The following is a 12,181-nucleotide window of genomic DNA, read 5'->3' as shown; positions in this document are numbered from 1 at the left end:
TTGGTGCTTCAGCACCTTAGAGAATCGTTCTCTGAAATTCGGGCTGAGGTCGTCTGAATCACAATATCGAAAGGAAATAATATGATGAAACCTATTGTTTTGAGCATTGCCGCCGCTACGGTTTTGGCAGCCTGCAATACGTCCGCCCAACAAGAAGCGCCGACAGTCGGCGTGGCAAATCCGGCTTCTGAGTTTTGCGTGAAGCAGGGCGGGAAATTGGAAATGAAAAAAGACAAAGACGGCGGCGAATATGCGCTTTGCCGTCTGCCGGACGGTACGGTCGTCGAAGAATGGGCATATTTCCGCCAGCACAATCAGTAATAACGCATTGAGCCGTCGTGCTTCGGACGCTTAGGCCCGATATGGTTGCTTTGATTTCGACAGATACAGCCGATAACGAAAAGGTCGTCTGAAACCTTGTTTAAGGGTTTCAGACGACCTTTTGATATGTTGGCGATGGAATCAGCTACACGGTTTATTGGACTTCCAGTTTGGTTACGCCGCCCATATAAGGCTGCAAAGCGGCGGGAATATTGATGCTGCCGTCGGCGTTTTGATGGTTTTCCAAAACCGCGACCAAAGTACGGCCGACTGCCAAGCCGGAGCCGTTCAAAGTGTGTACCAAGCGGTTTTTGCCGTTTTCGTCTTTGAAACGCGCCTTCATGCGGCGGGCTTGGAAATCTTCGCAGTTGGAGCAGCTTGAGATTTCGCGGTAAGTATTTTGTGCGGGAACCCAGACTTCCAAGTCGTAGGTTTTGGTCGCGCCGAAGCCCATGTCGCCGGTACACAAGGTAATCACACGGTAGGGCAGTTCCAAAGCCTTCAGGATGTTTTCGGCATGGCCGACCATTTCTTCCAGCGCTTCGTATGATTTTTCGGGATGAACGATTTGCACCATTTCCACTTTGTCGAATTGGTGTTGGCGAATCAGACCGCGCACGTCTTTACCGTATGCGCCCGCTTCGGAGCGGAAACATGGGGAATGGGCGGTCAGTTTCAGCGGCAAATCGCCTTCCGCCAAAATGCTGTCGGCAACGGTGTTGGTCAGCGTCACTTCGGCGGTCGGAATCAGATATTGTGTTTTTTTGCTCTCGTCACCGCCGCGGGTAACATGGAACAAATCTTCTGCAAATTTAGGTAGTTGGCCTGTGCCTTGCAGGGTGGTGTCGTCCACGATGTAGGGCGTGTAATGCTCGGTGTAGCCGTGTTTCAGCGTGTGCGTATCAAGCATGAATTGCGCCAGCGCGCGGTGCAGGCGGGCGATTTGACCTTTCATGACGGTAAAGCGCGCGCCGGAGAGTTTCGCGCCGCCTTCGAAATCCAAGCCCAAGGGTTCGCCCAAATCGACATGGTCTTTGATTTCAAAGTCAAATTCGCGCGGTGTGCCGACTTTGCGGACTTCGACGTTTTCGGTTTCGTCTTTACCGACAGGCACGCTTTCGTGCGGCAGGTTGGGTATGCTCAACAACCATGCGTCCAATTCTTTCTGAACGGCATCCAAATCGGCAGCGGCCTGCTCTAAATCGGTTTTGATCTGGGCGACTTGATCCATGGCTGCCTGCGCCTCTTCGTGTTTGCCCTGTCCTTTCAATGCGCCGATTTGTTTGGAAATGCTGTTGCGCGAAGCTTGCAGTTCTTCGGTTTTCACTTGGACGGCTTTGCGCTGCTCTTCCAAGGCATTGAAACGTGCGGTATCAAACTCGTAACCGCGCTGCGCCAAACGTTCGGCGACGGCTGCGGTGTGGCTGCGGAGCTGTTGGATGTCTAACATTTTGTTCTCTCGATAAGATTTGGAAATGGCATCATTGTAAACCAAATTAAGGATATTTTCACAATGGAAGCGTTGGGCGGCGGGCTTTGCGGCGGATATGAAAAGGGTCGTCTGAAACGCCGGATTTAAGTTTTCAGACGACCTCGGACGGATTCGGATACGCCAAACCCGATACCGTCAGATGCGTTTTTCCTAATGTCCGCAATGTCTGTAAAACACGGGCGGCGGCTTGCTATCATCAGGTTTTCGGCAGGGTGACGCCGGTTTGTCCCATGTATTTGCCGTTGCGGTCTTTGTAGGAAGTTTCGCAGATTTCGTCGCTCTCGAAGAAGAGGACTTGCGCCACGCCTTCGCCGGCATAGATTTTGGCGGGCAGGGGGGTGGTGTTGGAAAATTCGAGGGTCACGTAGCCTTCCCATTCCGGTTCGAACGGGGTCACGTTGACGATGATGCCGCAGCGGGCGTAGGTGGATTTGCCCAAGCAGACGGTCAGGACGTTGCGCGGGATGCGGAAGTATTCGACCGTGCGCGCCAGTGCGAAGGAATTGGGCGGGATGATGCAGCAGTCGTCTTCGACGGTGACGAAGTTTTTCGGGTCGAAGTTTTTGGGATCGACGATGGTGCTGTTGATGTTGGTGAAAATTTTAAATTCGTTGGCGCAGCGGATGTCGTAGCCGTAGCTGGACGTGCCGTAGGAGATGATGCGCTGTCCGTTGGCTTCTTTGATTTGGTTCGGCTCGAAGGGGTCGATCATGCCGAACTCTTCGCTCATGCGGCGTATCCATTTGTCGGACTTGATGCTCATAATGTTTTCCTTGTTTCTTGCGGTTTTCAGACGACGTCTGCGGGAAGGTCGTCTGAAAATGCGGGACGGGGTTATTTGGTTTTGGGCAGTTTCACTTCTTTAATGATGCCGTTTTCGCATTTCATGATGAAGACGGGTTCGCCGTTTTGCGAGGCGGTGAATTTGCCGTGCGCGAGGCCTTTTTTGAACGTGCCCGACAGTACCATGTTGCGGAACTTGGTGCTGTTGGAATTGAACGGTTCGATGAAGGTTTCGCGGTTGGCGGAGACGGTGTAAACGCCTTGTCCGTCGAATTTGCCGTTTTTAAACGCGCCGGTGTAGCTGCGTCCGTCTTGGCAGCTCCATGTGCCTTTGCCGGCGGGTTTGCCGTCTTTGCCGACATCGCCGTCGTAGGTGCAGCCCGGTTCCTGATAGGAAGTCAGGACGGCGGCAGAGGCGGGGAGGGCAAACATAATGGCAAGCGGCAGGAATGCGAGGTGTTTAAACATAAAGGTTGTCCATCGGAGGTAGGTTTCAGACGACCTTTTATCGTGCAAAGGTCGTCTGAAAAATTAGTCTTGCCAGCCGCCCAAATAGGAAACCAGCTCTTCCAACATGGTGCTGACGGATTCCGCCATCAGGATTTGCGAGGCGAAGGCAAGGCTGGTGGCATCGTCGCTGTTGCTTTCGGCTTCTTCCTGCAATACGTCGAGGTATTGGATGCGCTTGAGCGTGAAGTCTTGCGTGAGGATGAAGGCGATTTGTTCGCGCCACACCAAGCCGAGCTGGGTCACGGTTTTGCCGTTTTTGACGTGTTGAACCACTTCATCGGCGGTCAAATCTTGTTTGGATACTTTGACGACGGGAACAACATCGCCTACGCCTTTGAGTTCGCAATCGCTGTCCAATTCAAAACCGCCTTCGCAATGCCCTTGCAACAGCCACTCGGTCATCAGGGAAGAGGGCGATTGCTTGGTATTCGGCAGCGAAGCTTCCAAACCGCCCAAGGCTTCGCGCAGCTTGGTTAGGATGTTTTCCGCTTTGGCGGAAGCCGCGTTATTGACGAGCAGATAGCCGTGGCGGGTGTTGAACACCGCTTCAGTACGGCTGCTGCGGGTAAACGCGCGGGGCAGCAGGTCGTCTGTAATCTGTTCTTTAAGCTCTTGTTTTTCCTTGCGGCCGACATTGCGGGCTTCATTGTTTTGGATTTCCGCCACCTTCTCTTCCAAAATATCGCGGATGACGCCGGCAGGCAGGACTTTTTCTTCTTTTTTCAGGGCGACGCGCAAAGTAAAGTCGGCAGGGAAGACGAGTTCGGGAGAGAACGAAACCGGTGCGGCAAAGCCTTCGCTGGACCAGTCCAAACCTTGGCAGCGGGTAAATTCAGCCTCTGCAAGTTTGTCGGCAAGTACGTCCGCTTCGGGCAGCTTTTCTTTGTTGAGCGGATAAAAACTGATCTGCTTGAACCACATGGTTTGTTTTCCTTTTCATTAAAAGCGGCATTATACAGGCAAAGCGGATACAAAGATAAGGCGCAGAAGGGTCGTCTGAAACGAGTTTGACCATAAAAAACGCCCAACCCGTTGACAGCGTTTTAACGCTTATGTATAGTTCGCAACTCGGTTACGCGCCCATCGTCTAGAGGCCTAGGACACTGCCCTTTCACGGCAGCAACCGGGGTTCGAATCCCCGTGGGCGTGCCAGATTTTCAATAAACCCTTACTGGAGAACAGTAAGGGTTTATTTTTTTGTCTTTGGGAATGGATGGGACTGGATAGTTAACATAGCCATCGAAGGAATTTTGGCTTGCTTTATGAAGTATAAAATTCAAATTTATTATCAGTATCTTAGAAGCAATATTGTAAATTGCATTGGAGTTTTGTGTAGGTAAGGCCGTCTGAAATATTTTTCAGACGACCTTGGGTTTTAAATCCTTGAGTCAAAAATTTTTTTATATTCAGTAGGTTGATATTGGTTTGTTAAATAGATATGTATTTTCCTCTTCTATATCTTCATTTTCATAAACTTGAATTGGATTTTCCGATTCTCCGGTCAATAAATATCCATTAAAGTCATCATTAGGGATATAACAGACAATATGTTTGAGTTGAGATACTGCTATAATTTTATCTCTAATTTCATCATCTGTTGCTGCAACCCGATATAAATTCACAAGCCAAGAAGCATCACCATTAACGTTAGAATAAATACAAAGGCAGCATATTTCATTCAAATCATTTTCTGAAAAACTTGGATCATTAAGTTTTTCAAAAGTGGTTGCTAGAATTTTATTTGAAGAACAGCCCAAGGCTGAGGCAAGAAATTCTATAATTTCATCTATAGAGATTGGATTTTTAATGAAAAAATCAAACATATAGTATCGCTATTTTAAGTTGTCTGTAAAATATCTTGCATATTATCCCTATTTTATTGTGAATAATATAAAGAAATAAAATATAAAATTTAAATGGTTTGACTAAATAGGTTATAGGAGTAATTTGAAGATGAATATTAAATTTAAAAAATTTGGTTTGAATCAAACTGACGTTCAGCAAATGAGAGAATACGGAATTTTTCCGGATAAAAAAACCTTACAAAATTTAATTAAGGCGCATCATTCAAATAATCCTGAGCCTGATGAGATTGCCCAATTACAAGATAATTTAGGCTGGCGAATTGATGAAAATTATATTCAATTTTTACTTAAACACAATGGAGGGATTCCATCTAAAGTTAGAATAAAGGGTAATAAGATAGTTATAGACCATTTTTTGTCTTTTAAATCTGACTATAAGCTTAACTCTATTATTGATATATACCCAGATTTTAAGCAATACGGGTTACCTATTGCGAATACCCCTTCGGGTGATAGTATTATTTTATCTTTGGACGGAAAAATTCGTTTTTTCAATCATAATATTGATTCTATTGATGAAGAAGTGGGGATAGTGGCGGATAATTTTTTGGAATTGCTGAGAAAGTTATATTAGTAAGCTATAGCCTATATGGAATCCTAAAATTTAGATGCTTTCAATATGTTTTTAAGATTTTCTGATCACAGGTTTCAGACGACCTCTATCGCGAATCGCTCCTCTCAACGGCGGTGCGCAGTTACTGACAAAGCTTACAACTATAAAAGGGCGTAGGAAAGTCTAAACAACTTCCACGGCTACGGTCCACTAGGGTCGTCTGAAAAGTTAAAACCTATTATTTTCTTTGCCTACACCCCGCTTCCCTGACTCATGTTTTTAAGGCGTTGCTCACGACTAACAAAAGGTAAGTCATTAATTTGAGGAATGCCCACATGATTCACAATAGGCAGCAATCCTAAATGGTGCAGCTCCTGTTCGATGGCGGCAGCCACTTTACGCATTTCAGGATTCTCAAAGTCGTAGGGCTGCTCGGTGCTAATGATGATACTGCCTCTATTCGGAAGATAGATAACCTCGTTTGCACTGGGTACTTCCTCTGGTAGGATTTCGGCAGGTAGAAAGGTAAACCATTCTAAAGCCAGACGTTTTTTGTAAAGGGAAAATGGCCAGACAGGAGGGGGGTAAAAGCGATTCAATCCATGAAAATGACAATGTGCCTGATATTTGTCCAAATAAAAGAATATCCATTCTTTTATCAGGGCTTTACTGATATCGGATTCGTTCATCAAAAAGTAATGACCCAAATTAACATCCCCATCGATATTTAAACTAGGACGCAATTTAAACAAACCGTGTCGTTTTTCTATTGCACGATGTTCACCCTCATATTTATGCCATTCCTTATAGGGCACATTCAGCCAGTCCAGGTCGAACATTTCGGGCTCATGCCGTACTTCTTCCGAAGTCAGTGCAAAATCCTTCATCAGCGCAAGATCGGCAAGAGGCAGAGGAAACTCGACATATTTGTCTTTATAGTTGTGATTGTAGTTTTTACTGGTCTTGATTACCGGATAGCTTTTGTCTTTAAAGTTGACCATACCGTTTTTGATATTTCTACGTTCTGTCAACAGTTTTACCGTAACTGTATCGTTACATACAAATAGCTCTTGGAGATGTTCTTTTTGAAAAGCTAACATATCCTTGAATACACGATCGAAGGAATGCTGCATAACGGTGAAATGCATAGTGAAATTAATTTTTTTCATTTAGTTTCCTATATTCATTCTTTTGACGCATTTGGGATTCGCTGCAATTTCCTGTCCGCCTATCGGATACTGCTAGAGTTCAATATTATTAAAAAAATTCTCCCGATTCATAGTGTCGAATGTTTCCATATCTAAATGCGCCCATTTATATTCACTGACGAAATCCCGCAGCATTTGGCTTTTTGACACGATTCTGCCCCATGCGTCATAAATGGTTTTCCTCAGATATTCTTTAAGCGCGCCGGTTACCTCGTCTGGTGCTGAGGCGGAAATAATGATGTAGTCGTTGACTGCACTTTTTTTCAATCCTGCTGCAACGGCTTCGTCATACAACGATGAAAATTTTGAAAAATCGTTCAATAAAGATTTAATTTCCTCTTCTTTTTCAAACCTGTGTAAAGTTTTAAAAATCCACTGCTTTTCGGCTTCGTGATCTATATCGTCATCGTCTAAGTAGCTGCACGTTAAATCAAACATGGTATGTGTCCTTTCTAAAAGTAATTGTTGTGTTTGGGCAGAGTCCGTGGGTCGTCTGAAACGCCGGAGCAGCAATATCGGATTATTAAAACTCTGCAGCCACCAGTACACTGCCTCCATCGTCCCGTTTGACTAAACGCCAGATACAATAGCCTTTCCCAATTTCCGTTGTGCCGTTTTGGAGGTACTTGTAATACTCTCCTCTATCAGGAAAAACTTCTCCTTCTTCAAAATGTCGTTCTATCGCATTCTCGAGATCGTCGGGTATCCACATCCCGGCATAAGGTGCTTCCAACGGTCTCTCACGGTAAACGGGCATCAGTTCCTGCTTCGTCCCTTTAGGATCAAAAATCCCGTTTTCAAAATTGGCATTATCCCAGCGATGCAGCCAGTAATAGCCCTGGGAAGCTGAGTAGCGGTTTTTACCGTTGCCGAAAGCAGTATGTAGTGAATCGTTCAGCTTTTGCGTCAGTATCGGCCGCATCAGGTTATTCACTATCAGGTAATTAACGGGCAACGGTTTGGTTTTATCTCCCAAATCGGGGAATTTTCCTGCTTTGAATACCATGGTGCCGTTATAAGTCTTCAGTGTAATATCACGATAATGGTTCAAAACGTTTTGGATTTCCGTGCTGTTCAGTTTATTCTGAAACGCCTTACCGACAAGTGTGTACCAGCTGATAGATTTTATACCTTCGTACCAAAGGAGGGTTATGGGTGAATCTGAATCAGGTGTTACTCCCCAATAACGTTTGGTAACAGCATATTCATAAAATTGGTATTTATAGTAGGAATCAGGGAGGGCGATGGTCAGTCCGGCATAGCCGTGGAAAATATCAAACTGTTTGCAAACATATTCCACCCAATCTTCGAATTCCTGCTGTTGGGCAGTAGTCGATAAAAAGGACAAAGGCAGGGTAATTTGAAGGCAAGACAATCCATTTTCATCTATTGGGTGGGAGGATAGGGTTTTGAACTGATATTCCGGAGCCCTTTGACCATATTCCGTATCAGAAGTCAGCACACATTCTAATCTGCGTCCTGCTTCAGCATTTTTAATGGTGCGGTCTATTTTGTTTTGAAATGCGGTCGGATTGAGCCGTGCAAAACGGCGCATGTCTGTCCAGAAATGCATTTTCAAATACCCATGGTACTTTGAGTAAAAGCGTTCGGCAGCTTCCAGCGTCTTGCGTTGTCCCGCTACCGAACCGCCGCCCGTGTAGTAGATCAATATGGTCAGCCCCAAACGGGCATTGATATTGTAGTCTTCGTCATACATCAGGATTTCATCGGCTTCCCGTTGCAGGGACTCGTATAGCTTGGTTGTCATATTGTCTCTTTTATATGGTTGCTGTTGTTTACTCGGTAGGCAGATTACCGTGATGGGCATCGAATTCGTGTACTTTTCCAGTTGAACATAAATCAAAAAGGCAGATAGGACAAATGAACGATGATGAATGGTGGAAATGCGTTATGGATGGTTGTTTGAGGGTGGTGGGGATAAATAGAATTGGGTCGTCTGAATAGAGGGTTTCAGACGACCCCTTTTGATAATGTTGTTTTTTAATTTGATCTATGTTTTGAGTTTTGAGGATATCTTCCCTGTAAAGGTTAGTAAGGGGGATTGGGCAAGGCGTAGCCATTAGGCACATCAGCATCTCCTCGAGAATACCAAATTGTAAAAAACGCTTCTGTCTCTTAAAACAGAAGCGTTTTCGCATTTCAGACGACCTGTAATCCGTTTGTCGGAATCGGGCTGCGGCTTGGTTTGGGTTTTATTAAGCTGTGGATCAGCCGGGCAGGTACTGCATCGGGTCGACGGCTTTGCCGTTCATGCGGACTTCGAAATGCAGTTTGACGCCGTCTGTGTCGCTATTGCCCATGGTGGCAATCGGCTGGCCTGCTGCGACTTTTTGGTCTTTTTGAACCAGAATGGTGTCGTTGTGTGCGTAGGCGGTGATGGAGAAGTCGCTGTGGCTGATGAGAATCAGTTTGCCGTAGCCGCGCACTTCTTCGCCGACGTAGAGGACGGTTCCGGCTGCTGCGGATTTGACGCTCTGTCCGAGTGTGCCTCCAATATCGATGCCTTTGTTGGTCGCGTTGTCGTAGCCACGGATGATGGAATTTTTGCCGTTGTCGACCGGCCATTGCAGGGTCAGGCGGTTGACGGGGGCGACGGTTCTGGCGCTGCTGATGTCGGTACTGCCGGAACGGGGGCGGTTGGCGGCGTTTTTACGGACGCGCAAGACTTGTCCGACTTCGATTTGTGAGGCGTTGTTCAGATTGTTCCATGATGCCAAGGTGTTGACGTTTTGTCCGTAGCGTTTGGCGATTTGGCTGAGGGTGTCGCCTGGTTTGACGCGGTAGTAGCCGTCGGGTACGGGGCCGGTGGATGGGCCGCCGGCACACGCGGCAAGTGTGAATGCCAAGCCTAATGCGGACAAACGGAGAATTGCGGTTTTGAAAAATAGGATATGGTTTGTTTTCATAGAGAACCAAAAGAATAAATCAATAGGATTATGGGCAGGCGTGAAGGTTCAACCTGTTTGGGGATTTTTTCGGGATGTCCGGTTGCCTGACGGGATATCTTTTTGATTCGTCGGATAGTTTGAAAAGCAATACGACGGATGGGGAGAGTGTCCTAGGTCGTCTGAAACGGTCGGGCTGCAACGGCTGTTTCGGTTTTCGGTATAATCCTGCATTTTACACTCGGCGCGATGCCTGTTGAACTTTATCCGTGAATACTTCTTCTCATAAATCTTCTTTGCCTTATCTGGCTGCTTGCAGCAGCTTGATTTTCTTGATTATCCTTTCTTTATCGTGGGAGCTGTGGATTGCGCCTTTGCGCAACGGCGGTTCGTGGCTTGCGCTGAAGGCTTTGCCTTTGTGCCTGCCGTTATCGGGTATTTTGAAGGGTAAAGTTTATACTTACCAGTATAGTTCTATGTTGATTTTGATTTATTTTGCCGAGGCGGTGATGCGTTTGTTCAATGCGGGTACTGCCGAGGTGGTGTGTGCCGCTTTATCGTTGACGGCGTGTTTGGTGTTTTTTGTTGCATGCCTGGCTTTTGTGAAGCAGCAGAGAAAGGCGGGAAAATAATGTTTATGCGTTTTTCAGACGACCTTAAGAGTGAATGGGACAGACGTTTGTTGCCTTTGTGGTGCTGTTTCTTGTGGATATGCGCCGCGCCGTTTTTGTCCTTCTACCGCGTGGGTCCGTTGTCGAGTTTTTATCTGGAAGCGGCTTCGCTTCTGGGCGCGCTGATGCTGGTGTTGGTCACGGCGTATAAGGGTTTGTTGAGCGTGCGCCTGCCTAAGGCGGCTGTCGGTTTGCTGGTTTTGGCGGCATTTTGGTGGCTTCAGGCGCGGATGATGGATTTGATTTACGTCGGCATGAACGATATGGTGATGTGGACGTTTATCATTCTGGCTTTGGCGGTATGGGCTTGCCGCGGTTGGGTGGCGGCTTACGGGCAGGAGCGCATCGTGACGGTGTTTGCGTGGTCGCTGCTGTTTGGTACGTTGCTGCAGGCTGCGATTGCGTTTATACAGTTTAAGGGCTGGTACGATCTTGGATTCCTGCGCAATATGATTGTGTATAGCGGAAAAGAGGTCAGCGGTCAGCTTGGGCAGCGCAATCATCTCGGGCATTATTTGATGTGGGGTGTTTTGGCGACGGCTTATTTGTGGTCAACCCGCAAAATGCCGGGCTGGTTGGGATTTTTGTTGGTCTTCCTGATGACGGCTGTCTTGGGTTTGGTCAACTCGCGCACGATTCTGGGCTATGTGGCCGGCGTGGCGTTGATTTTGCCGGTGTGGCGTTGGCGTGCGGGACGGGATTCTGCGAGGCTGGTGCGGATATTTTTCCTGACGGTCGCGTTGGTGGCGGTATTTCAATTTGCGATGGGTTCGATTTTGGAGCTGCTGGGCAACGGTCAATATGAAACGGCGGTTGAACGCGCCGGAAACAGCGGTTTTGAAGGCTCGATGCGTCAGATTGAATGGCGTAAGGCCTGGACTGCCTTTTTGTCCGCACCTTGGTTCGGACACGGCTGGAACAGCTTTGCCCAACAGACTTTCTGGATTAATGCGGAGCAGCAGTATTTCCCGAATAATATCTTAGGCGTGTTGTTTACCCATTCGCACAATATTGTTTTACAACTGCTCTCCGAAGTCGGGCTGGTCGGTACGGTATTAGTTGCCCTGACGATGCTTGCGGGGTTGTGGCGGATGTTGGTGCGTCCTTACCATCCGGCTTCGCTGCTGCTGCTGTCTATGGTTGCCGTCAGTATGTGCCACAGTATGCTGGAGTACCCATTGTGGTATATCTATTTCCTGACGCCGTTTGTGTTGATGTTCGCACTCGCGCCGGCACGTTATGAAGACGTTTCAGACGACCTCGCTTGGATGCGCGGCCGCAATTGGGCGGGCGGGCTTGCTACGCTGCTGATTATCGGCGGGCTGCTGCATATGGGCTGGACATATACCAATTTGGTCGATTACAGCCGGATTCCGAAAAATGAAAGTACGGAGATGGCGGGGCGGAAGATTAACGGTTTGCGCCATATTTCCGAAACCAGCCCGATGCTGGCTTATTATGCCGACCTCAGCCTGACCCGCCGTGCCGAGCCGACTGATATGCAGGTCAAACCTTGGGCGGAGAAGGCGGCGATCGATTCCTTGTCTTACCGCCCGTATTCCAACGCTTATCAGGTGGCGCTGTATCTCTACCGGCAAGGCAAGAAGGAAGAGGGCGCGAAATGGATGCAGGCGATGCAGTATTATTATCCGTACATGATGTCGTTTTACGCGGGCAAGCTGCGCAGCCATCCCGTATTCCAACCGCTTTTGCCCAAGCTGCTGGCGGACTGCAAAGATTTCGTCAACGCGCCTAAGCACGAAAAAGCGAAGTCTTGCGATGTCGTGCCATAAGCAATAGGCTGATGTAAAAAGGTCGTCTGAAACCCGATTTCAAGGTTGAACTGGCCCCCAAATCTTGGACACTCATAAA

The 12,181-nt window shown here is 47.5% G+C and carries 13 protein-coding genes and 1 tRNA gene; 5 read left to right on the top strand and 9 right to left on the bottom strand.

Annotated features, from left to right (window positions below):
- Window positions 1–81: 81 nt before the first annotated feature.
- Complete coding sequence (locus HMPREF3277_RS08945; RefSeq protein WP_070870893.1) at window positions 82–321, top strand: putative hemolysin; 240 nt, start codon at window positions 82–84, stop codon at window positions 319–321.
- Window positions 322–475: 154 nt separating this feature from the next.
- Here the strand turns inward: HMPREF3277_RS08945 and serS are convergent, their stop codons facing one another.
- The 4 genes from serS to rdgC form a co-directional block, all read right to left on the bottom strand.
- A complete protein-coding gene (gene serS, locus HMPREF3277_RS08940) occupies window positions 476–1,771 on the bottom strand; it encodes a serine--tRNA ligase (protein ID WP_070870892.1) in 1,296 nt (431 codons plus the stop codon).
- Between the two features lie 238 nt (window positions 1,772–2,009).
- Window positions 2,010–2,576: a dCTP deaminase gene (dcd, locus tag HMPREF3277_RS08935; RefSeq protein ID WP_003741335.1), complete on the bottom strand. Its 567-nt coding sequence runs from the start codon at window positions 2,574–2,576 to the stop codon at window positions 2,010–2,012.
- Window positions 2,577–2,647: 71 nt separating this feature from the next.
- Window positions 2,648–3,064 carry an MORN repeat-containing protein gene (locus HMPREF3277_RS08930; RefSeq protein ID WP_070870890.1) on the bottom strand — a complete coding sequence of 139 codons (417 nt, stop codon included), beginning with the start codon at window positions 3,062–3,064 and terminating at the stop codon, window positions 2,648–2,650.
- Window positions 3,065–3,127: 63 nt separating this feature from the next.
- The gene (rdgC, locus tag HMPREF3277_RS08925; RefSeq protein ID WP_070870889.1) at window positions 3,128–4,027 is read right to left on the bottom strand and encodes a recombination-associated protein RdgC; all 900 of its coding nucleotides are present in this window, start codon (window positions 4,025–4,027) and stop codon (window positions 3,128–3,130) included.
- Window positions 4,028–4,182: 155 nt separating this feature from the next.
- Between rdgC and HMPREF3277_RS08920 the strand changes: the two genes are divergently transcribed.
- Window positions 4,183–4,258 (top strand) — tRNA-Glu (locus HMPREF3277_RS08920).
- A 254-nt stretch (window positions 4,259–4,512) separates the two neighbouring features.
- Here the strand turns inward: HMPREF3277_RS08920 and HMPREF3277_RS08915 are convergent.
- A complete protein-coding gene (locus HMPREF3277_RS08915) occupies window positions 4,513–4,929 on the bottom strand; it encodes a hypothetical protein (RefSeq protein ID WP_070870887.1) in 417 nt (138 codons plus the stop codon).
- 130 nt (window positions 4,930–5,059) lie between these two features.
- Here HMPREF3277_RS08915 and HMPREF3277_RS08910 point away from each other — a divergent pair, with 130 nt between their 5' ends.
- Window positions 5,060–5,545 carry an SMI1/KNR4 family protein gene (locus HMPREF3277_RS08910; protein WP_070870886.1) on the top strand — a complete coding sequence of 162 codons (486 nt, stop codon included), beginning with the start codon at window positions 5,060–5,062 and terminating at the stop codon, window positions 5,543–5,545.
- A 230-nt stretch (window positions 5,546–5,775) separates the two neighbouring features.
- Here the strand turns inward: HMPREF3277_RS08910 and HMPREF3277_RS08905 are convergent, their stop codons facing one another.
- The 4 genes from HMPREF3277_RS08905 to HMPREF3277_RS08885 all read right to left on the bottom strand — a co-directional run bounded on the left by HMPREF3277_RS08905 (window position 5,776) and on the right by HMPREF3277_RS08885 (window position 9,659).
- Window positions 5,776–6,693: an Imm52 family immunity protein gene (locus HMPREF3277_RS08905; RefSeq protein ID WP_070870885.1), complete on the bottom strand. Its 918-nt coding sequence runs from the start codon at window positions 6,691–6,693 to the stop codon at window positions 5,776–5,778.
- Window positions 6,694–6,765: 72 nt separating this feature from the next.
- Window positions 6,766–7,170 (bottom strand): hypothetical protein, encoded by a 405-nt coding sequence (locus tag HMPREF3277_RS08900; RefSeq protein WP_070870883.1) that lies wholly within the window; start codon window positions 7,168–7,170, stop codon window positions 6,766–6,768.
- 85 nt (window positions 7,171–7,255) lie between these two features.
- Window positions 7,256–8,500 (bottom strand): type VI immunity family protein, encoded by a 1,245-nt coding sequence (locus tag HMPREF3277_RS08895; RefSeq protein WP_246830791.1) that lies wholly within the window; start codon window positions 8,498–8,500, stop codon window positions 7,256–7,258.
- A 460-nt stretch (window positions 8,501–8,960) separates the two neighbouring features.
- Entirely contained in the window at window positions 8,961–9,659 is a 699-nt protein-coding gene (locus tag HMPREF3277_RS08885; RefSeq protein WP_070870881.1) for a murein hydrolase activator EnvC family protein, read from the bottom strand.
- Between the two features lie 248 nt (window positions 9,660–9,907).
- On the opposite strand from HMPREF3277_RS08885, the gene HMPREF3277_RS08880 reads away from it, so the two are divergent.
- Both HMPREF3277_RS08880 and HMPREF3277_RS08875 read left to right on the top strand, forming a co-directional pair.
- Window positions 9,908–10,270 (top strand): DUF2069 domain-containing protein, encoded by a 363-nt coding sequence (locus HMPREF3277_RS08880; protein ID WP_070870879.1) that lies wholly within the window; start codon window positions 9,908–9,910, stop codon window positions 10,268–10,270.
- On the top strand, window positions 10,270–12,102 hold the full coding sequence (locus tag HMPREF3277_RS08875) for a PglL family O-oligosaccharyltransferase (protein ID WP_070870878.1): 1,833 nt from the start codon (window positions 10,270–10,272) through the stop codon (window positions 12,100–12,102). Before HMPREF3277_RS08880 ends, HMPREF3277_RS08875 begins: the two co-directional genes overlap by 1 nt.
- Window positions 12,103–12,181 lie beyond the last annotated feature (79 nt).

Origin of the sequence: Neisseria sp. HMSC70E02 (genome assembly GCF_001838645.1) — a bacterium.
Lineage (GTDB): Bacteria > Pseudomonadota > Gammaproteobacteria > Burkholderiales > Neisseriaceae > Neisseria > Neisseria macacae.
The sequence above is the reverse complement of the archived record's forward strand: the minus strand, read 5'-3'. Positions and strand labels throughout refer to the sequence as shown.